Raw genomic sequence first — 19,880 nt, forward strand, 5'->3', positions numbered from 1 at the left:
GGGACGAATCTCTTCGAGGCGCCCCGAGTTCCACTTGACACGGTGAACGGTCGCGCGCTGCGGGATTTCCCGCCGAGGGGTGCCGTGGATCCGGCCCGGCGGAATCGCCGGGCCGGGCCCCGTCCGTGCACGGTCCGGTACCGGCCCGGTCCGCCTGCTCCATGGTGACGGGTCGTCGGCCACGGATTTCTGAGCGAATATTTCCTGCCACCACCGATGGATCGTGGTGGAACTTCATTGGCCGGATCGGTTGCCCGCCGAGCTCCGGCGAGGCCGTTCTTCGGCCCCGCCGATCCGGCCGGTGCCCGCGTTCAGCGGCGGCGTGCGACCACGAAGGCGTAGCCGACCTCCGGGAGCGCGCCGAACCGGGGCAGGGAACGGGCGAAGTCGAAGAACTCGTAGTGCGGATCGTCCACGGAGGGGGTGACATGCGCGAAGGCGTCGGCGAACGCCTGGTAGGTGGGTCGGACGTGCTCTCCGATGTCCTGGAACTCCAGAACCTCCAGACCGGCGCGGTCGAGGGCCGCGCGGAGCTCCGCCGGCTCGGGGAGCGCGGGGGACCCGAACGCCCGGCAGGTCCGGCGGACCGTTTCCGCGGCGTCACCGGTCACCGGCGACCGGAGCAGCACGTCGGTGACGACCAGCGTGCTGCCGGGCCGCAGGGTCCGGGCGATCTCGGTGAGGGCGGCGGTCCGGTCGGGAATGTGCATCATGGACTCGATCGCCCAGGCCCCGTCGAAGGACTCGGACTCGAACGGCAGCGCGCAGGCGTCCGCGTACCGGAAGTCCACCCGGTCGGCGAGCCCGGCGGCGTCCGCCCGGGTCCGTGCCAGCGCGATGTCCTCGGCGCTGACCGAGATTCCCGACACACGGCCACCGGTGGCCCGGGCGATGCGCAGCGCGGGCCGCCCCGTTCCGCAGCCGACGTCCAGCAGCGTGCGGCCGGGTGCGGCGGCCAGCCGCCCCGCCACGAGGTCGGTGAGCCGGTCTGTGGCCCGGTCGAGCGACCGTCCGTCCGCCGGGCCGTCCCAGTAGCCGACGTGGATGTTCCCGTCGACGGCCGCGCCGTCCACGGTCCCGGTGTGCTCGTCACGGGGCGGGGCGGGGTCGGGGCCGGGGTCGGGGGCGGGGTCGGGGCCGGGGTCGGGGTCGGGGTCGGGTCCGGACGGGACGCCGTGCTGCGCGGTCTGGTTGTCGGTCATCGCGATCTCCCGGTTGCGTGGGGTGAGTCGGCGCGTGACGAGGGCCGGTGGCGACGTTCGCCGGGAGCGGGCAATGGACTCCCGGACGAACGCGCCGCTGTTCCGCTCCTCCTGAAGGACTTCCCGTACGACCGGTGGTGGGAACCGTTTGTCCGTGGGGCGTTACCGCAGGACGGTGATGGCGGTGGCGAGGTGGCCGTCGTGGACGCGCCAGTGGCCGTCCAGGGTGGGGAGCGGGGAGGGGACGAGGAGGGTGGCGGTGAAGGTGCCGTCCGGGCGGAGGGTGAGGTCGGCCTCGGAGAAGTCGAGGAAGGTGCGGGTGAGCGGGAACCACGTCTTGTAGACGGACTCCTTGGCGCTGAAGAGGATGCGGTCCCAGGGGGTGCCGGGGTGGACGGCGGAGAGGGTGGTGTTCCGCTGCTGCTCGGCGGGGAGGGCGATGGCGTCGAGCACGCCCTCGGGCAGGGGGAGGGCGGGTTCGGCGTCGATGCCGAGGGAGAGCACGTCCTCGGCGCGGGCCACGGCGGCGGCGCGGAAGCCGGCGCAGTGGGTGAGGGAGCCGACGACGCCCTCCGGCCACCCCGGGGCGCCCCGCAGGCCCGGGACCAGCGGCCGGTAGGGGACGCCGAGGCGGCCGAGGGCGAGCCGGGCGCAGTGGCGCACGGTGGTGAACTCGCGGCGCCGGGACTCGACGGCGCGGGCGACGACCGCCTCCTCCTCGGGCTCCAGGCGGGCCTGGGGCGGGTCGGAGTAGGCGGTCTCGACGACGACGGACGCGGGCAGGAGTGCGCTGATCACTGTTCCCCCGGGACAGGACGGACGGCAGGGCCTTGCGGGGACAGGTTATTCGAACGCGGCGGCGGCCTCCCGAAGGGCCCGGGCGACGGTCTCCGGGTCGTCGGGGGCGGGGTCGCCGGGCCGGTAGGTGACGGCGCGCAGGCCGCCGGTGTAGCGGAAGGAGCGGTGGCGCTCGTACACCGGCCAGGAGACCGGGGACTTGCGGTCGACGCCGACGCTGATGCCCTGGAACGGGGCCATCCCGATGAGCTGGTGGACGGGGCCCAGCCGCCCGGTCGCGACGCCGTCGACCAGCACCCGGAACTCCCAGCGCAGGCCCGGGACGGCGGTGGCCTCGACGGTGACCAGGTGGGCGCCGGGGGCGAGCGGCCCGGCGTCGGCCTCGAGGAGTTCGCCGTACTGGTTGTAGGCGAGGCGCAGCCGGCCGTCCTCGACGTAGAGGCTGTAGCCGCCGCCCTGGTCGCCGTGCGAGACCAGCACGCCGGCGTCCCCGTCGGCGTGCTGGGAGAGTTCGGCCTCGATCGTGAAGGAGCGGAAGGAGATCAGCCGGGAGGAGCGGTAGCGTTCGAGTTCGGGGGTGCCGGCCAGCAGTCGGACCGGGCGGCGGAGCCGGGCGTCGTCCGGGTGGCGGCGGGCGAGCGCGCCGCTGCCGTCGGCGAGCGGGAAGACCCCGTTCTGCCGGGCGGCGACCTCCCAGGCCTCGGACAACTCCTTGACCAGGTCGGGGTGTTCGGCGGCCAGGTCGTGGATCTCGGTGGGGTCGGTGCGCAGGTCGTACAGGGCCCACTCGCCGTCGTCGTACGGGGTGCCGGGGCGGTGCAGGGTGACCAGCTTCCAGCCGTCGCGGTAGTAGCTGCGGTTGCCGGTCATCTCGCAGTACTGCTCGTGGTGGGTGGAGTCCGCGGCGGGGTCGCGCAGCACATCGGTGAAGGGGAAGCCGTCGAGGGACTGCACGGGCTGCCCGGCGCGGTGGGCGGGCCGTTCGACGCCGGCCAGGTCCAGCAGGGTGGGCAGCAGGTCGGTGACGTACTGGTACTGGGTGCGGACGCCGGGGTCGCCCTCGGCGCGCGGGAGGCCGGCCGGCCAGGACAGCACGAACGGGACCCGCACCCCGCCGGCGTGGGTCTGGCCCTTGTAGAGGCGGAACGGCGTGTTGGAGGCCATCCCCCAGCCGCGCGGGTAGTGGACCAGCGAGCGCGGGCCGCCGACGAGTTCGACCTCGCGCTCGACGTCGGGGTTCCAGTCGGCGGGCAGGTTCGGGTGGTGGACGAAGCGGCTGAAGTAGCTGCGGGTGCCCTCGGCGCCGCCCTCGCCGGTGCCGCCGTTGTCGGAGGTGAACACCACGATGGTGTTGTCGAGTTCGCCGAGCTCGGTGAGGGTGTCGAGCAGTCGCCCGAGGTTCTGGTCGACGTTGTCGACCATCGCCGCGTAGACCTCCATGTACCGGGCGTACAACCGCCGCTCGGGTTCGGTGAGTCCGCTCCAGGGCCCGACCTCGTGGCCGGACTCGGAGTTGCGGTCGGGCAGTTCGGTGCCGGGCGGGAAGTGGCCGGCGGCCAGCTGGCGGGCGAAGCGGGCGGCCCGCAGTTCGTCCCAGCCGCCGTCGTAGCGGCCCCGGTGGCGGGCCAGGTCGGCGGGCTTGGCCTGCAGCGGGCCGTGCACGGCGTTGTGGGCCAGGTAGAGGAAGAACGGCTTGTCGGCGTCGTGGGCGCGCAGCGACTTGACCATGTCGATGGCGCGGTCGGTGATGTCGTCGGTGTAGTAGTAGTCGTCGGGGAACTCGTCGATGTCCAGCGGACTGTTGTCGCGCACGAGTTGGTGCGGGTGGAAGAGGCTGGTCAGGCCCTCCAGCACGCCGTAGTACTGGTCGAAGCCCTTCTGCAGCGGCCAGTTGGCGCGGTTGTCGGCGGCGCTGGAGGCGGAGTCGCGGGTGAGGTGCCACTTGCCGACGGCCCAGGTCGCGTAGCCGCTGTCGTGCAGCAGTTCGGCGAGGGTGGGGATGTCCCCGGCGACCTCCATGCCGTAGCCGGGGAAGCCGGGGTCGGCGTTGGCGACGAAGGAGTAGCCGACCCGGTGCGGGTTGAGGCCGGTGAGCAGCGCCGCCCGGGCGGGCGAGCAGAGCGGCATGGTGTGGTAGTTGGCGAGTTTGACGCCGCGCTCGGCCAGGCCGTCCAGGACGGGGGTGGGGACCTCGGCGCCGAACGGGCCGATGTCGCTGTAGCCGAGGTCGTCGACCAGGACGACGACGATGTTGGGCGCGCCCTCGCGCGGGCGGACCCGTTCGGGCCAGGCGGGCGTGGATTCGGCGAAGGTGCGGCCGACGGTGCCGGGGAAGCCCTGGTAGGGGTCGCGGCGGGTGGCGGGCTGCGGGTCCCGGCGGGGGTCGCTGCTCATGCGGTGCTCCGGAGGGTCAGGGCGGGGGCGGGCGGCGCGGCGACCGCGTCCAGGCGGGGGACGGCGGCGAGGAGTTCGGCGGTGTACGGGTGCTCGGGGGCGGTGACGACCCGGTCGGCGGGGCCGGTCTCGACGATCCGGCCGCCGTGCAGCACGGCGATCCGGTGGCTCACCTGCCGGACCACCGCGAGGTCGTGGGCGATGAAGAGGATGGCGAGGCCGAGGTCGCGCTGGAGCCGGGCCAGCAGGTCGAGCACCTGGGCCTGGACCGAGACGTCGAGTGCGGAGACCGGTTCGTCGCAGATCAGGACGCTCGGTTCGGGGGCCAGCGCCCGGGCGATGCCGATGCGTTGGCGCTGGCCGCCGGAGAACGCCCGGGGATGCCGGTCGGCGCTCGCCGGGTCGAGGCCGACCTGCTCCAGGAGTTCGGCGACCCGCTTCGCCCGCGCGGCCCGGTCGCCCAGGCCGTGGGCGATCAGCGGCTCGGCGACGATCTGCCCGGCGGTCATCCGGGGGTTGAGCGAGGAGTACGGGTCCTGGAACACGAGTTGCACCTCGCGCCGGGCGGTGCGCTCGCCGCCCCGGCCGAACTCCTCGCCCCGGAACCGGATCCGACCGCCGCTCGGCGCGTGGACCTGGACCAGGGCGCGGGCCAGGGTGGACTTGCCGGAGCCGGACTCGCCGACCAGGCCGAGGGTCTCGCCGGGGTGCAGCTCCAGGTCGACGCCGTCCAGCGCGGTGACGGCGCGCCGGCGCGAGCCGTAGGTCTTGCGCAGGCCGGTGACGGTGAGCAGCGGTTCCGGTCCGGGCACGCTGTTGGCGGCCGCGCCGGAGGGGGTCTCCAGGCGCGGGACGGCGGCCAGCAGCTGCCGGGTGTAGGGGTGCCGGGGCGCGCCGAGGAGTTCGGCGGTGGTGCCGGACTCGACCACCTTGCCGTGGCGCATGACCAGCAGCCGGCGGCAGGTCCGGGCGATCACCCCGAGGTCGTGGCTGATCACCACGAGCGCGGTGCCGGTCCGCCGGTTGATCCGGGTGAGGAGGTCCAGGATCTGCCGCTGCACGGTCGGGTCGAGGGCGGTGGTGGGTTCGTCGGCGACCAGGACCTCGGCGTCGTTGGCGAGCGCGAGGGCGATCATGATGCGCTGGCGCTGTCCGCCGGAGAACCGGTGCGGGTGGTCGCGCAGCCGCCCGGCGGCGTCCGGGATGCCGACCAGTTCGAGCAACTCGACCGCCCGGGCCGTGCGTTCGCGGCGGTCGGGGTGGGCGCCGTGGGCGCGCAGGGCCTCGTCGAGCTGGCGGCCGACGGTCAGCACCGGGTTGAGCGAGGACATCGGGTCCTGGAAGACCATGGCGATCCGCCGGCCGCGCAGGGCGCGCAGGGCCGGTTCGGGGAGGGCGGCGAGGTCCTGGCCGTCGAGTTCCACCGAACCGCCGGTGATCCGGCCGCCGGGCGGGAGCATCCGCAGCAGGGCGAGCGCGGTGGTGGACTTGCCGGAGCCGGACTCGCCGACCAGGCCGAGGGTGTCCCCGGCGGCGAGGTCGAAGCCGACACCGTCGACGGCGGTGGTGCCGTCGAACTCGACGGTGAGGTCGGTGACCTTCAGGACGGTGCGGGCGGGGGCTCCGGCGGCGGCCGACGGGAGAGTCCCGGCGGTGCGGTGCGGGGTGCTGGCGGTCATCGGCGGATCCCCCGGTTCAGGGCCTCGGCGATCAGCGTGAAGCCGAGCACCAGCGCGGTGGTGGCGGCCAGCGGGGCGGCCGCGAAGGTCGGACGGGTGGCGAGGTAGCCGACGGACTGGCTGAGGATCGAGCCGAGGGTCGGCTCCGGGGGCCGGACACCGAGCCCGAGGAAGCTCATCGCACCCTCGATGAAGACGCCGACGGACAGCGCCACCGCCGCCTGCACGATCAGCGGATCGACCGCGTTCGGCAGCACGTGCCGCAGCAGCACCCGGCGCCGGGAGGCACCGCCGACCCGGGCCGCGAGCGCGTACTCGCGCTCCCGCTGGACCAGGATCCCGGACCGCAGCTGGCGTCCGAACAGCGGGATCTCGGCCAGGGCGACGACGATGAACACCGGCCAGCGGCCGGGCCCGAGCACGGCGGTGACGGCCAGTGCCAGGATCAGTCCGGGGAAGGCGAGCACCAGGTCGAAGGCCCGCTGGACGGCGGTGTCGGCCCAGCGGTGGGTGGCCGCGAGCAGGGCGAGCGAGCAGCCGGCCAGCGCGCCGACCGGCACGGCGGGGAGGATCAGCGCGAGGTCGGTGGTGATGCCGTGCAGGACCCGGCTGAAGAGGTCCCGGCCGAGGTCGTCGGTGCCGAACGGGTGCGCGGCGCTCGGCCCGGCCAGCGCCAGCGGGCCCTGGGCGTCGGGGTCCTGGCCGGTGAGCAGCGGGGCGAGCAGTCCGGCCAGGGCGACGGTGCCGACCAGGGCGAGCCCGGTCAGGCCGCGTCCGGTGAGCAGTCCGGCGAGGTAGCGGTTGCGGGCGCGGGCCGGGAGGGCACGCGCGGGGGCGGCGAGGGCGGTCATGGGTTACTCCCACCGGATCCGGGGGTCCAGCCAGGCGTACACCAGGTCGGTGAGCAGCTGGACGATGACGTAGACGGCGACGATCAGCAGCAGGAGGTCCTGCACCACGGGGTAGTCGCGGCGCAGCACGCCCTGTTCGACGAGCTGGCCGAGCCCGGGCCAGGCGAAGATCCGCTCGACCAGGACGGCCCCGGCCACCAGGTGGCCGATCTGCAGGCCGAGCACGGTGACGGCGGAGGGCAGCGCGTTGGGCAGGGCGTGCCGCCAGACGATCCGGCGGCGGGAGACGCCGACGGCGGTGGCGGTGCGCACGTAGTCCTCGGCGAGGGCGCGTTCGATGCCGTCGGTGAGGTAGCGGGCGAGGACGGCGGCGCTGGGCAGGGCGAGGCAGACGGCGGGCAGCAGCAGGTACTGCAGGGCGAGGTCGGGGGCGTCGAGCAGGGACTCGTGGCCGCCGGCGGGCAGCAGGCCGAGGGTGACCGCGAACAGCAGGACCAGCAGCACTCCGGTGACGAACGGCGGTACGGCGAGCACGGTGGTGGTGAGGGCGCGGACGGCGGCGCCGGCCGGACGGCGCCGGGCGGTGGCGCCGAGGACGCCGAGCGGCAGGGCGATCAGCACCACCAGCAGCAGGGCGGCGGCGGTGAGTTGGGCGGTCGCGCCGAGTCCGTCGGTGATCAGGTCGGCGACCTGGCCGCCGATCGCGTAGCTGGGTCCGAGGTCCCCGGTGAGCAGTCGGCCGAGCCAGTGCAGGTACTGGCCGAGCAGCGGCCGGTCGAGGCCGAGTCGGGCCCGGATCGCGGCCACGGCGTCCGGTCCGGCGTCCGGTCCGGCCAGTGTGGTGGCCGGGTCGCCGGGGATGAGGCGGAGGATCAGGAAGACCAGGAAGGAGGCGAGCAGGAGGACGAGCAGGGCGGAGGGGAGCCGCTTGAGGAGGAAGGTGCGCATCGGGTCCGGGTCCTCCGGTCAGGCCGTGAGGTAGGCGTCGTCGAGGTTGAGGTAGCCGAACTTGTTGAGGGTGGCGCCGCGTGCCTTGCCGACGGCGACCTCGGTGAGGCCGGCGATGGCGAGGTCGATCACGAACTGCTCGTCCAGCAGGACGTCGGTGATCCGTCCGTAGAGCGCCCTGGCCTCGGGGCTGTCGCTGTCGGGCCGCTGCCAGGCGCGCTGGACGATGTCGGTGTAGGCGGGCGAGCTGAAGCGCGAGCTGTTCTTCGCCTCGTTGAACGGGTAGGCGCTCACCGCCAGGGTGGCGGGGTGGAGTTGGGCGAAGCCGTGGCTCAGGGTCCACAGCGCGGGCATGCTCTGCGCGATCAGCTGCTTCTGCATGGTGGGCGAGTCGGTGGGCTGGAGGACGGTTTCGATGCCGACCTGCTTCAGGTCGTACTGGAGGATCTGGGCGACGGCGGTGTTGCCGGGGTCGTTGCTGTGGGCGAACGGCAGGCTGATGCCGGTGAGTCCGGCGTCCTTGAGCAGCTGCTTCGCCCGCTCCGGGTCGTGGCGGTAGTGGCCGGCGGCGTCCGCGCTGTAGGCGGGGGAGGACTTGGGCCACGGGGTGGCGGAGACGGTGCCGTAGCCGCCGAGCGCCTGCTCGACCAGCCGGTCGCGGTCGACCGCCCAGGCGATGGCCTGCCGCACCCGCTTGTCGGAGACGTGTTCGGCGGTGAGGTTGGCGCCGATGTAGTAGGCGCCGGAGCCGGTGTCGTAGGGCGTGATGCGGAACTGCGGGTCGCTGCGGAGGGTGGCGATGTCCTTGCCGCGGATGCCGTAGGAGAGGTGGGTCTGTCCGGTCTTCAGGGAGGAGAGCAGCGACTCCGCCTGCGGGATCACGCGGATCTCGACGCCGTCCAGGTAGGGGCGGCCCGGGTTCCAGTACTTCTCGTTGCGGGCGAAGGTGATCGAGCTGCCGGGCTTGCGCTCGGTGAAGGTGTAGGGGCCGGTGCCGATCAGCTTCGTCCCGGCGAAGGCCTCCTCGACGGTGGCCGAGTCCGGGACGATCATGAATTCGAACAGGTCGAAGAGGTTGCTCACCGGATGGGCGAGGACGAGGGTGAGTTCGAAGTCGCCGTTCTTGCGGAAGTCGGTGACGGCGGCCGCGGTCGACCTCAACTGGGCCGAACGGGCCGGGTTCTGGAGGTTCTTGACCGCGAACACCACGTCGTCCGCGGTGAACCGGCGGCCGCTGTGGAAGGTCACGTCCTCGCGCAGCCTGAGGGTGACGCTCGCGCCGTCCGGGGCGACCTGCCAGGAGGTGGCCAGCTCGGGCTGCGGCTGGAGCTTGTCGTCGTAGCGGGTGAGGGTGTTGAAGACCAGGCGCTGGACGAGGGTGTTGGCGCTCTGGGCGAACAGCAGGGCCGGGGTGAAGTCGACGCCGGTGCCGACCGTGAGGACGCCGCCGCGGCGCGGGCCCGCCGCGTCGCCGGTGGCCTGCCCCGCGGCGGCGTCGGCGGCCGAGCGGCAGGCGGCCAGGGAGAGCAGGCCGGCGCCGGCGAGGCCGCCGCGCAGCAGTGCCCGGCGGGACAGGGCGGGGGCGGTGGGGAAGCTGGTCACGAGTGGGGTCCTCTGCGGGAAGGGGCGTGCGGGGTCGGCGGGTGCGGGGTCGGCGGCTGCGGGGTCGGTCGCTGCGGCCGGGGGCGGCGGTCAGGGCGTGCACCGGACGGGCGTGCAGGGCGGTGAGCGCGGCGGCTCCGGCGGCCACGGCGAGCACATCGGCGCCGCGCTGCTGGGCGATCAGCAGATCGGCGTCCCGCCGCAGGTGCGAGCGGCGGGCGAACTCGGTGCGCACCACGTCCAGGTAGGCCGGGTCGAGCAGGGCGAAGGTCTCGGTCAGGACGAGCAGGTCGGGGTTGACCACGTCGGCCAGCAGGGCGAGCGCGCGGCCGATGGTCTCCGCGCGTCGCCGCACCAGTCGGTCGGCGCGCGGGTCGCCGGCCTGGACGGCGGCCAGGAAGGCCGCCCGGTCCGGCCGTTCGGTGATCCCCTCGGCGGCCGCCGCCTCGAACAGCGTGGTGTCCGAGGCGGCGACCGCCAGACAGCCGGTGCGGCCGCAGTGGCAGAGCAGGTCGCTGTCCGGTACCGGCAGATGGGCGACGTCCCCGGTCGGCGACGCCGGGCCGACGTGCACGGTGCCGGCGACCGCCAGGGCCGCGTCCACCACGTGGCCGACGAACAGGTGCACCATCGAGCGCCGGGCCGCCGGGTGTCCGAACAGGATCTCCGCCTGGGCCAGCGCCCGGGCGTGGTTGTCGACCTGCACGGGCAGCCCGGAGGCGTCCGAGAGCAGCGCGGCGAGCGGCAGGTCCCGCCAGCGCAATGGGTCGTGACGGACGATCAGCCCGCGCTCCCGGTCGACCGATCCGCCGGCGACCGCGCCCAGACCGACCACGGTCCGTCCGTCCGGCGCCGCGGCCAGCAGCCGGGGCAGGCGCTCCAGCAGCGGCCGCAGCACGGCCCGGCCGGTGCGGCCGCGATTGCTCAACTCCCTGCGGTGCAGCACGTTGCCGCGCGGATCGAGGAAGGCGAAGGTGGTGTACGGCAGGCCGATGTGCAGACCGGCCACGGCGATCCGGCCGGTGTCCACGTCGACCGGGAGCTGCGGCCGGCCCACCGCCCCGGTGCCGGGTGCGGTCAACTCGGGCCGCTCGCGCAGCAGTCCGAGCCGGACCAGGTCGACCACCTGGCGGGAGACCGCGGCCGGGCTCAGGCCGGTGAGCGCGGCCACCCGGCCGCGGGCCACCGGGCCGTGGTCCAGCACCGCCCGCAGGACGGCGGCCGCGTTGACGTCCCGCCGGGCGTCCCCGGTGCGCGGCCCGCCGACGGGCGTGGCGGGGGCGGTCTCGGTGACCATGCTTCGCCTTCCTCGGTTCCGTTTGCCGATCCGCTTCCGTTCCGGTTCCGCTCAGCCCCGGTCGGCGGCCGGGGTCACCGGACTCGGGGCCACCGCGGCCCCGGCCCCGGCCGCCTCGGCGGCGGCGACCTTGGCGGCCTCGGCGGCGGCGGTCTCCAGTTCCTCGGCCGGCACCAGCCCGGCCACCCGCGGCGGCTCGGCGGGCTCGAGCAGCCGGCTCGGCGCGCCGTCCGCACCCACCGGCAGGTCGCCGTCCAGGGTGATCCGGCGGACCAGGCGCGGCTCGTCGCCGTAGTCGTTGACGGCGTAGTGCTGGGTGGCGCGGTTGTCCCAGATCGCGACGTCGCCGACCTGCCAGTCCCAGCGCACGGTGTTCTCCAGCCGCTCCACGTAGCGCTGGAAGAGCGCGAGCAGGGCGCGGCTGTCGGCGCCGGAGACGCCCTGGATCCGCTGGGCGAAGGCGCCGAGCAACAGGTTCTTCTCGCCGGTCACCGGGTGGACCCGGACCACCGGGTGCTCGGTCTTGAAGGCGGTGGAGACGAAGACCTGCCGGAACAGGTTCGCGATCTCGGCGTTGTCGGCCAGCTCCGGGCGCAGGGCCAGGCTGGCCGCGTAGTCGTAGTCGTTGGTGTGCACGGCGCGCAGCGACTCGGCCAGCACCTTCAAGGGCTCCGGCAGGTCCTGGTACGCGGCGGCGGTGTTGGCCCACACGGTCGAGCCGCCGGCCGGCGGCAGCTCGAGGGAGCGGAGGATCGAGGCCTTGGGGTAGGAGGGGACGAAGGTGACGTCGGTGTGCCAGTTGTTGGCCCGCACACCCTTGGTGGCGTCCAGCTCGAAGACGTAGCGGCCGTCCGCGCTGGGGACGGTGGGGTGGCCGACCGGGTGGCCCAGCAGGCGGGCGAAGGCCTCGTGCTCGGCGTCGTCCAGGTGCTGCTGGCCGCGGAAGAACAGCACCTTGTGCTCGTACAGGGCGGCCTCGATCGCGGCGACGGTCTCGGCGGGCAGCTCGCCGCCGAGGCGCACGTCGTGGACGATCGCGCCGATCCGGCCGGCGGCCGGGGTGAGGCGGAGTGCGGTGGTGGTGGCGGTGGACATGGCGGATCCTCGACTCTCGTACGGAGGTGGGTGCGGTGGAGGCGGGTGTGCGGGCAGGGCCCGGCCGCCGCGGACGACGGCGCGGACGCGGGCGGGGCACGGGCGGGGTGCGGCGGGGTGCGACACGGCGGGGCGCGACGGAGGGCGCACGGGTGCCGTGGGGAGGAAGGACGGCCGGGGTCCGGCCGGGGATCAGCGGGCGAGCGCCCCGCGACAACAACAGCGGCGGCGGGCCGGGGCGACACGGTGAACGGTGCGGGTGATCATCGGCCCTCCTTCCGCTGTCTCGGGGTGGTGCGACGCGTGCTGCGACGGGTGCTGCGGCCGGTGCTGCGAGGTGCTGCGACCGGGCTCGGCGCTCATCGTGCTGAAGCCCGCGGTTCCCTGTCAATCACCCGTTCTGCCTGCTGGGAACGGGTGTTGCGGCCGCGTGACGCCGCGTTGCGGGAGGCTTTCGGGTGATGACGCGGCCGCTGCGAGGGCGTGTTCCCGCCTGTCGCGGGCGTGTCGGGAGGACTAACTTTCGCAGCGGAAACAACCGTGGGCAGTCGAAGGGCCCGCCCGGAGGGTGTCCGGACGGGCCCGTGTGCCGCGAGGGGTGCCCCTGGAGATCGCCTTCGGGGATCGGATCCGGGGGAGGACCGAGTCGCTCGGTCCGGGGTGTCCGCGCGGTGCCGGGGCGGATCCCGGGGGTGGGCCGCACGGTCGTGCGGCCCACCGTCATGGTGTTCCGGTGGTTCAGGCGAGGACGACGGAGAGTCGCGCCGGGCCGGTCTCGGTGGTGGTGTCGCAGAAGTAGACGATGGCCCGGTGGCTGCTCACGTACGCCTGGCCGGCCGCGTGGCAGGAGGCCGCGGTCGGGTAGATGCCGATGTAGGTGTAGGTGGCCGCCTGAGCGCTCGGGGCCGCGATCAGGGCGCCGCCCGCCATGATTCCGGCCACGGCAACGCTGGAGAAGGCCTTGCGAAGCGACATGAGTGGTCTTCCTCCCATTGGTGAGCGCGGGGGTCGGTACCCCTGCGCTTCGCCGAGGAGCCTCCTCCGAATGTGAACGCCGAGCAATGGTCGAGACCAATTCCGACCGGAATCGATGTGGTATTCCTGTGACGGTGCAGGTCAGGGGCCCGCCTGACAGGCTGACGATCATCTTCCGGACAGTTCTTGCACTGTCCGGCACCTGACAGGCGGTCGCGGGCGCCCCGGGTCGCTACGCCCCCAGCAGTCGGGCGAAGTCCAGGCCGAGGCTGCCGAGCACGGGGAGCGCGCCGAGGTCGGTGACGGCGCCGACCGGGATGCTGTAGCCCTGGTTGACCTCCCGGGGCTCCGGTGCGGCGGCGGCCGGGCCGGCGAGGGTGCCGGTGAGCACGGCGGTGAGGGTGGCGAGCAGGGCGAAGGTGCGCAACGGGGCCTCCGAGGACGCGGGATCGGGCGCCCTGCTGAACGCGCGGCGCGGTCGTGCGGTCACGCATCGTCCCCCTGTCGGCCGAGTGAGTAAAGCATCCTGACTTGTGTTCATGACAACATGTCAGATGTCTGTACCAATGCTGGATGCTCTGCCTACTGTCCTTTCCAGTCACCGAACTGGGAGGGTACACATGCGAGTTGTCCCGAACCTCCGGATCCTGGCGGGCGTCCCGCTGGCCGCCGCCGCGCTGGTCGCGCTCACCGCCGGCACCGCGAGCGCCGCGATACCGATCAACAAGCCCATGAACGGCAAGGCCACCTACTACAACGACGCCGGCTACGGCGCGTGCGGCACCCAGATCAACGCCGGGAACCAGATGCTGGTCGCCGTCTCGCACACCTGGTGGACCAGCGCCAACCCCAACAACGACCCGCTCTGCAAGGGCATCTCGGTCAAGGTGAGTTACCAGGGCAAGACCGTCACCGTCCCGGTCCGGGACAAGTGTCCGTCCTGCGACTCCACCCACCTCGACCTCAGTCAGCCCGCCTTCGCCCGGTTCGCACCCCTCGGCCAGGGTGTGATCAACGGCTTGACCTGGCAGTTCGTCAAGGCCGGACTCGCCGGTGAGAGCATCCCGATCTCCGGGCCGATCACCGGATCGACCATCGGCTGATCCGGCCACCCCTGCCGCCCGCCCCCGCCGCGGCCCCCACTGTCGGCGGGTGCGGGCACAATCGGCACCACCCCGACCGGGCGCGGCGGGCGCGTCCGGGGGGTGGTGCCAGTGGGACCAGACCGGTGGGACCAGACCGGTGGGGCCGGAGCGACGACGGAGGAACGGCGGACATGGCGCGGTACATCACGGTCACGGCGGCGGTCACCGTCGCCGAACCCCGGCTGCGGGCCTACCTGCGCTCGCCGCTCGCCCCGGCCTCCGCCTGGCCCGAGTCCGACTGGACCGGCCTCTGCACCCCCTGGCCCGACCGGGCCCTCCGCGGCCGGTACCTCGCCGAACTCCCGGCCGCCGTCGCCGAGTGCGACAGCTGGCTCGACGGAGACCACGCCGACCACCTCCTCGACCTGGCCGAGCACGACGACCTGGGACTGCGCCACGACGGCGCCGGCGATGCCCTCGTGCTCGACCTCGACACCCGGGTCGACTTCGAACTCCCCGGCATGATCTGGGCGTTCACCGTCCTGCGCGGCCTCGCGGCGGTACTGGCGGACGGCGAGGGCGGACTCGTCGAACTCACCCCCGACTGGACCGCCGGCAGCGTGCCGATGCTCCTGTCACCACGACGCTCCGCCTTCCTCGACCCGGCCCGCGACGCCGCCGCGCTCGCCCGTGCCCGCGACGCCGCCTTCGACGTGCGCTGCGCCGTCCCGGAGAAGCACGACGACACGTCGGTGGCCGAGCTCCTGGAACAACTCCTGACCTGACAGGGTGCAGCGCACGGGCGCCGGATTCTTCCAAGCTGGCGGTGGTTCGACCCCGTCCGCCGGGCATAGCGTCCGGGAAACTGTCGGCGTGAGAGCGAGGTCGGGTTCCGTGGGATCCGGTGGCACGGGTGTGAACGGCGGAGTGTCCTTCTGGTGGGGGCGGCTCGGGATTCCCGACGCCCGGCCGGCCCTGCCTGGCAACCGGGAGGTCGACATCTGCGTGGTCGGCGGCGGCTACACCGGCCTCTGGACGGCCTACTACCTCAAGAAGGCCGACCCGGACCTGCGGATCGCGGTGCTGGAACAGCGCTTCTGCGGCTACGGCGCCTCCGGCCGCAACGGCGGCTGGCTCTACAACGGCTTCGCCGGCCGCGGTGCCTTCGCCCGCCGGTACGGGCAGGAGCGCGCCGCCGCGATGCAGCGGGTGATGGACCGGGCGGTCGGCGAGGTCGCCGACACCCTGGACGCCGAGAACATCGACGCCGACCTGGTGCGCGGCGGCGTCCTGGAGGTCGCCCGCACCCCCGCCCAACTGGCCCGGCTGCGAGACTTCACCGAGACCGAACGCGCCTACGGGGCTGGCCGCGTCCAGGAGCTCGACGCCACCGAGGCCGCGCGCCGCCTGAACGTCGCCGGTGCCCTCGGCGCGGTCTGGAGCCCCCACGGCGCACGCCTCCAGCCCGCCAAACTCGCCGCCGGTCTCGCCGACGTGGTCGAACGGCTCGGCGTCGACCTGTACGAGGGCACCCCGGTGACCGAGATCCGCGGCGGCCGCAAACCCCGGGCCGTCACCCCGCACGGCACCGTCACCGCCCGCTACGTGCTGCGCGCCACCGAGGGCTTCACCTCGGGCCTCGCGGGCGAACGCCGCACCTGGCTGCCGATGAACTCGGCGATGATCGCCACCGAGCCCCTCCCGGCCTCGTTCTGGGAGGAGACCGGCTGGGAGGGCCGGGAGGTGCTCGGTGACTTCGCCCACGCCTACATGTACGCGCAGCGCACCGCCGACGACCGGATCGCCCTCGGCGGCCGCGGCGTCCCCTACCGCTTCGGCTCCCGCACCGACACCGACGGCGCCACCCAGCCCGCGACCGTCCGCCAGCTGCGCGAGATCCTGCACGAGTTCTTCCCCGCCGCCCGTACCGCCAGGATCGAGCACGCCTGGGCCGGGGTCCTCGGCGTGCCCCGCGACTGGTGCGCCACCGTCGACCTGGACCGCCGCACCGGCCTCGGCTGGGCCGGCGGCTACGTCGGCAGCGGCGTCACCACCACCAACCTGGCCGGCCGGACCCTGCGCGACCTCGTGCTCGGCCACGACACCGAACTCACCCGGCTGCCCTGGGTCGGCCACACCGTCCGCCGCTGGGAGCCCGAGCCCTTCCGCTGGCTCGGCGTCCACGCCCTCTACGCCGCCTACCACCTCGCCGACCGCCGCGAGGCCACCACCCGCCGCCCCACCACCTCCCCCCTCGCCCGCCTCGCCGACACCATCGCCGGCCGGTAACGGGGGCGGGAGGGGCGGGGCGCGTCGGGCCCCGGGAGCGCCCGGGGCCCGACGCCTCGGCTCAGGAGCCCACGTAGTCCGCCAGGTGCTGGGCGGTGAGGGTGTTGCGGGCGGCCACGAGCTCGGCGGGGGTGCCCTCGAAGACGATGCGGCCGCCGTCGTGGCCGGCGCCGGGGCCGAGGTCGATGATCCAGTCGGCGTGGGCCATCACGGCCTGGTGGTGCTCGACCACGATGACGGACTTGCCGGAGTCGACCAGGCGGTCCAGCAGGCCGAGCAGCTGCTCGACGTCGGCGAGGTGCAGGCCGGTGGTCGGCTCGTCGAGGACGTAGACGCCGCCCTTGTCGCCCATGTGGGTGGCCAGCTTGAGGCGCTGGCGCTCCCCGCCGGAGAGGGTGGTGAGCGGCTGCCCGAGACTGACGTAACCCAGGCCGACGTCGGCCAGGCGGGTGAGGATGCGGTGCGCGGCGGGGGTGCGGGCCTCGCCCTCGGCGAAGAAGGAGACGGCCTCCGCCACCGGCATCGCCAGGACCTCGCTGATGTCCTTGCCGCCGAAGCGGTACTCCAGCACCGAGGCGTCGAAGCGCCGCCCCTCGCAGTCCTCGCAGGTGGTGGCCACGCCGGCCATCATCGCGAGGTCGGTGTAGACGACGCCGGCGCCGTTGCAGGTCGGGCAGGCGCCCTCGGAGTTCGGGCTGAACAGGGCCGGCTTCACCCCGTTGGCCTTGGCGAAGGCCTTCCGGATCGGCTCCAGCAGGCCGGTGTAGGTGGCCGGGTTGCTGCGCCGGGAGCCGCGGATCGGGCTCTGGTCGACCGACACCACGTCCTCCCCGGGCGGGACGGAGCCGTGCACCAGGGAGCTCTTGCCTGAGCCGGCCACCCCGGTGACGACGACCAGGACGCCGAGCGGCACGTCCACGTCGACGTCGCGCAGGTTGTGGGCGGTGGCGCCGCGGATCGGCAGCTTGCCGGTCGGGGTGCGGACGGCCGGCTTCACCGCGGCCCGGTCGTCCAGGTGACGGCCGGTCACCGTGCCCGCCGCGCGCAGGCCCGACAGCGGGCCCTCGTAGCAGACCGTGCCGCCGGCCGAGCCCGCGCCCGGGCCGAGGTCCACCACGTGGTCGGCGATCGCGATCACCTCGGGCTTGTGCTCCACCACCAGCACCGTGTTGCCCTTGTCCCGCAGCTGGAGCAGCAGGCCGTTCATCCGCTGGATGTCGTGCGGGTGCAGACCGGTGCTGGGCTCGTCGAAGACATAGGTCACGTCGGTCAGCGAGGAGCCGAGGTGGCGGATCATCTTGACCCGCTGCGCCTCGCCCCCCGACAGGGTGCCGGCCGGCCGCTCCAGCGAGAGGTAGCCGAGGCCGATCTCCACGAAGGAGTCCAGGGTCTGCCGGAGCGCGGCCAGCAGCGGCGCCACCGAGGGCTCGTCCAGACCGCGCACCCACTCCGCGAGGTCGCTGATCTGCATCGCGCAGGCGTCGGCGATGCTGATGCCGCCGATCTTCGACGAGCGGGCGGCCGCCGTGAGCCGGGTGCCCCCGCAGTCGGGGCAGGCGGTGAAGGTGACCGCGCGGTCCACGAACGCCCGGATGTGCGGCTGCATCGCCTCCCGGTCCTTGGCCAGCACGGACTTCTGGACCTTGGGGATCAGCCCCTCGTAGGTGAGGTTGATGCCGTTGACCTTCACCTTGGTCGGCTCGCGGTGCAGGAAGTCCCGCAGCTCCTGCTCCGTGTAGTCGCGGATCGGCTTGTCCGGGTCGAGGAAGCCGGAACCGGCGAAGATCCTGGTCATCCAGCCGTCACCGGTGTAGCCGGGGACGGTGATCGCGCCCTCCGAGAGCGACTTGGAGTCGTCGAAGAGCTGGGTGAGGTCGATGTCCGACACCGAGCCCCGGCCCTCGCAGCGCGGGCACATGCCGCCGGTGACGCTGAAGCTGCGCTTCTCCTTGACGGTCTTCCCGGCGCGCTCGACCGTGACCGCGCCGGCCCCGCTGATCGAGGCGACGTTGAAGGAGAAGGCCTTCGCCGAGCCGATGTGCGGCTGCCCCAGCCGGCTGAACAGGATCCGCAGCATCGCGTTGGTGTCGGTGGCGGTGCCGACGGTGGAGCGCGGATCGGCGCCCATCCGCTGCTGGTCGACGATGATCGCGGTGGTCAGACCGTCGAGAACGTCCACGTCGGGCCGCGCCACGGAGGGCATGAAGCCCTGGACGAAGGCGCTGTACGTCTCGTTGATCAGCCGCTGCGACTCGGCGGCGACGGTGTCGAACACCAGGGAGCTCTTGCCCGAGCCGGAGACGCCCGTGAACACCGTGAGCCGGCGCTTCGGGATCTCGATGCTGACGTCCTTGAGGTTGTTCTCCCGCGCCCCGTGGACGCGGATCAGATCGTGGCTGTCGGCGGCGTGCGGCTCGGGTGCCTGCGCGCCGGTGCTCCTGGCCGTGCTCATGGTGTCTCCGGTTCCTCTGGCGATGCCCTCGGTTCCGATCCAACCACCCGGGTACGACAAACGGTGTTTAGGCCGGTCGGCGCCCGTGCGCTGGCGGCGGGCGGGGGCACGTCGCACGGTGGTGGCGGGAGTCGGACAGCGGGAGTCGGACAGCGCGAGCCGGACAGCGGGAGGCGGCCAGGTGCGGGCGAGGCGGGCGGAGCGGGCACGGCGGGTGTGGCGGGCGCGGCGGGTGTGGCGGGCGGTGGCGGGCGCGGCCGCCCTGGTGCTGGGGATCGGCGCGGCCCCGGCTGCGGCCGCCGGGCTGCGGCCCACCTGGACGGTGGCCGTGGTCGACCAGGCCTCCCGCCGGGTGCTGGTCCTGGGCGCCGAGCGCCCGGCCGCGCTCCGGGCGCCGGAGCTCCGCCCGGTCGTGTGGTCCTGGTCCGCGGACACCGATCCCGGCCTGGGCGACCTGGAGCCGAGCCGGACCTGGAGCCTGCCGGACGAGGCCAAGAGCCGGGTGCGGCACGGTCGCAGATACCTCCTCACCACCGCCTCCGGCGGTCTGGCCGCCGTGGTCGACACCGTGACCGGCGCCGCCGTCTGGGCCGTCGACACCGGTCCGGGCACCAACCCGCACAGCGCGGAACTGCTCCCGGACGGCAATGCCGCCGTGGCCGCCTCGGGCGGCGGCTGGGTCCGGCTGTACGCGGCCTCGCTGGGCCCGCGCAGCACCGCGTACGCCGAGTACCGGCTGCCGGGCGCGCACGGCGTCCAGTGGGACGCGCGCACCCGGCTGCTCTGGGCGCTGGGCGACGACACCCTGACGGCACTGCGGGTGGGCGGCACGGCGGCCGCGCCGACGCTGACCGCGGAGCGGTCGGTGCCGCTGCCCGAGCCCGGCGGCCACGACCTCGCCCCGGTGCTCGCCGCGCCCGGCCGGTTCTGGGTGAGCACGGCGGCGCACCTGTGGCGGTTCGACCCGGCGGCGGACCGCTTCACCCGGGTCCGGCTGGCGGACGAACGGGCCGAGCGGGACATCAAGAGCGTGGGCGACGAGCCCGGCAGCGGGCGGCTGCTCACGGCCGCCCCGGACCACGCGGGCCCGTGCGCCTGGTGCACCTCGGCGCTCACCCTGCACCGCCCGGACGGGGTCCGGTACCTGCCCGGTGCCCAGCTCTACAAGGCGCGCTGGTGGACCAGTTGGGGGAGCGGGGCGTGAACGGCCGAC

Annotated in this window: 15 protein-coding genes and 1 pseudogene; 4 read left to right on the top strand and 12 right to left on the bottom strand. The window is 73.9% G+C overall.

The features are described from left to right. Nucleotides 1-311: 311 nt before the first annotated feature. The 11 genes and pseudogenes from BLU95_RS33080 to BLU95_RS33130 all read right to left on the bottom strand — a co-directional run bounded on the left by BLU95_RS33080 (nucleotide 312) and on the right by BLU95_RS33130 (nucleotide 13,331). Nucleotides 312-1,202, bottom strand: a complete 891-nt coding sequence (locus tag BLU95_RS33080) for an SAM-dependent methyltransferase (RefSeq protein WP_093863217.1) — start codon at nucleotides 1,200-1,202, stop codon at nucleotides 312-314. A 162-nt stretch (nucleotides 1,203-1,364) separates the two neighbouring features. Beyond that, complete coding sequence (locus tag BLU95_RS33085; RefSeq protein ID WP_093863218.1) at nucleotides 1,365-2,000, bottom strand: 4'-phosphopantetheinyl transferase family protein; 636 nt, start codon at nucleotides 1,998-2,000, stop codon at nucleotides 1,365-1,367. A gap of 45 nt (nucleotides 2,001-2,045) precedes the next feature. Continuing rightward, nucleotides 2,046-4,394: an arylsulfatase gene (locus BLU95_RS33090; RefSeq protein WP_093863219.1), complete on the bottom strand. Its 2,349-nt coding sequence runs from the start codon at nucleotides 4,392-4,394 to the stop codon at nucleotides 2,046-2,048. After that, complete coding sequence (locus BLU95_RS33095; protein ID WP_093865295.1) at nucleotides 4,391-6,073, bottom strand: ABC transporter ATP-binding protein; 1,683 nt, start codon at nucleotides 6,071-6,073, stop codon at nucleotides 4,391-4,393. Before BLU95_RS33095 ends, BLU95_RS33090 begins: the two co-directional genes overlap by 4 nt. Continuing rightward, nucleotides 6,070-6,924: an ABC transporter permease gene (locus BLU95_RS33100; protein WP_093863220.1), complete on the bottom strand. Its 855-nt coding sequence runs from the start codon at nucleotides 6,922-6,924 to the stop codon at nucleotides 6,070-6,072. The genes BLU95_RS33095 and BLU95_RS33100 overlap by 4 nt, the downstream gene beginning before the upstream one ends. Nucleotides 6,925-6,927: 3 nt before the next feature. Next, the gene (locus BLU95_RS33105; RefSeq protein WP_093863221.1) at nucleotides 6,928-7,872 is read right to left on the bottom strand and encodes an ABC transporter permease; all 945 of its coding nucleotides are present in this window, start codon (nucleotides 7,870-7,872) and stop codon (nucleotides 6,928-6,930) included. Between the two features lie 18 nt (nucleotides 7,873-7,890). Further along, on the bottom strand, nucleotides 7,891-9,474 hold the full coding sequence (locus BLU95_RS33110; protein WP_093863222.1) for an ABC transporter substrate-binding protein: 1,584 nt from the start codon (nucleotides 9,472-9,474) through the stop codon (nucleotides 7,891-7,893). Between the two features lie 136 nt (nucleotides 9,475-9,610). After that, a pseudogene (locus BLU95_RS45665) lies at nucleotides 9,611-10,771 on the bottom strand (ROK family protein); the annotation flags it as partial. Nucleotides 10,772-10,822: 51 nt separating this feature from the next. Next, on the bottom strand, nucleotides 10,823-11,866 hold the full coding sequence (locus tag BLU95_RS33120) for a TauD/TfdA dioxygenase family protein (protein WP_093863223.1): 1,044 nt from the start codon (nucleotides 11,864-11,866) through the stop codon (nucleotides 10,823-10,825). A gap of 738 nt (nucleotides 11,867-12,604) precedes the next feature. Continuing rightward, nucleotides 12,605-12,841 (bottom strand): hypothetical protein, encoded by a 237-nt coding sequence (locus BLU95_RS33125; protein ID WP_093863224.1) that lies wholly within the window; start codon nucleotides 12,839-12,841, stop codon nucleotides 12,605-12,607. 232 nt (nucleotides 12,842-13,073) lie between these two features. Then, nucleotides 13,074-13,331 carry a hypothetical protein gene (locus BLU95_RS33130; protein ID WP_159425083.1) on the bottom strand — a complete coding sequence of 86 codons (258 nt, stop codon included), beginning with the start codon at nucleotides 13,329-13,331 and terminating at the stop codon, nucleotides 13,074-13,076. 130 nt (nucleotides 13,332-13,461) lie between these two features. Between BLU95_RS33130 and BLU95_RS33135 the strand changes: the two genes are divergently transcribed. From BLU95_RS33135 to BLU95_RS33145, 3 genes are all read left to right on the top strand, one after another. Continuing rightward, nucleotides 13,462-13,944, top strand: coding sequence for a cysteine/serine endopeptidase inhibitor (locus tag BLU95_RS33135; protein ID WP_093863226.1), 483 nt, complete (start codon nucleotides 13,462-13,464; stop codon nucleotides 13,942-13,944). 173 nt (nucleotides 13,945-14,117) lie between these two features. Then, the gene (locus tag BLU95_RS33140; RefSeq protein ID WP_093863227.1) at nucleotides 14,118-14,711 is read left to right on the top strand and encodes a hypothetical protein; all 594 of its coding nucleotides are present in this window, start codon (nucleotides 14,118-14,120) and stop codon (nucleotides 14,709-14,711) included. Between the two features lie 130 nt (nucleotides 14,712-14,841). Further along, nucleotides 14,842-16,215 carry an NAD(P)/FAD-dependent oxidoreductase gene (locus tag BLU95_RS33145; RefSeq protein WP_231978004.1) on the top strand — a complete coding sequence of 458 codons (1,374 nt, stop codon included), beginning with the start codon at nucleotides 14,842-14,844 and terminating at the stop codon, nucleotides 16,213-16,215. Between the two features lie 61 nt (nucleotides 16,216-16,276). On the opposite strand, the gene BLU95_RS33150 is transcribed toward BLU95_RS33145, so the two are convergent. Beyond that, nucleotides 16,277-18,667, bottom strand: a complete 2,391-nt coding sequence (locus BLU95_RS33150) for an ATP-binding cassette domain-containing protein (RefSeq protein ID WP_093865296.1) — start codon at nucleotides 18,665-18,667, stop codon at nucleotides 16,277-16,279. Between the two features lie 181 nt (nucleotides 18,668-18,848). Here BLU95_RS33150 and BLU95_RS33155 point away from each other — a divergent pair, with 181 nt between their 5' ends. Continuing rightward, the gene (locus BLU95_RS33155) at nucleotides 18,849-19,871 is read left to right on the top strand and encodes a DUF6528 family protein (protein WP_197698647.1); all 1,023 of its coding nucleotides are present in this window, start codon (nucleotides 18,849-18,851) and stop codon (nucleotides 19,869-19,871) included. The last annotated feature ends 9 nt before the right edge of the window (nucleotides 19,872-19,880 follow it).

Origin of the sequence: Streptomyces sp. TLI_053 (assembly GCF_900105395.1) — a bacterium.
Classification (GTDB): Bacteria; Actinomycetota; Actinomycetes; order Streptomycetales; family Streptomycetaceae; genus Kitasatospora.

What these genes read in the sequence shown, in the direction of transcription:
- BLU95_RS33080 (WP_093863217.1), bottom strand. Translation starts at nt 1,202, where the DNA reads ATGACCGACAACCAGACCGCGCAGCACGGCGTCCCGTCCGGACCCGAC.
- BLU95_RS33100 (WP_093863220.1), bottom strand. Translation starts at nt 6,924, where the DNA reads ATGACCGCCCTCGCCGCCCCCGCGCGTGCCCTCCCGGCCCGCGCCCGC.
- BLU95_RS33090 (WP_093863219.1), bottom strand. Translation starts at nt 4,394, where the DNA reads ATGAGCAGCGACCCCCGCCGGGACCCGCAGCCCGCCACCCGCCGCGAC.
- BLU95_RS33150 (WP_093865296.1), bottom strand. Translation starts at nt 18,667, where the DNA reads ATGAGCACGGCCAGGAGCACCGGCGCGCAGGCACCCGAGCCGCACGCC.
- BLU95_RS33095 (WP_093865295.1), bottom strand. Translation starts at nt 6,073, where the DNA reads ATGACCGCCAGCACCCCGCACCGCACCGCCGGGACTCTCCCGTCGGCC.
- BLU95_RS33125 (WP_093863224.1), bottom strand. Translation starts at nt 12,841, where the DNA reads ATGTCGCTTCGCAAGGCCTTCTCCAGCGTTGCCGTGGCCGGAATCATG.
- BLU95_RS33105 (WP_093863221.1), bottom strand. Translation starts at nt 7,872, where the DNA reads ATGCGCACCTTCCTCCTCAAGCGGCTCCCCTCCGCCCTGCTCGTCCTC.
- BLU95_RS33135 (WP_093863226.1), top strand. Translation starts at nt 13,462, where the DNA reads ATGCGAGTTGTCCCGAACCTCCGGATCCTGGCGGGCGTCCCGCTGGCC.
- BLU95_RS33140 (WP_093863227.1), top strand. Translation starts at nt 14,118, where the DNA reads ATGGCGCGGTACATCACGGTCACGGCGGCGGTCACCGTCGCCGAACCC.
- BLU95_RS33120 (WP_093863223.1), bottom strand. Translation starts at nt 11,866, where the DNA reads ATGTCCACCGCCACCACCACCGCACTCCGCCTCACCCCGGCCGCCGGC.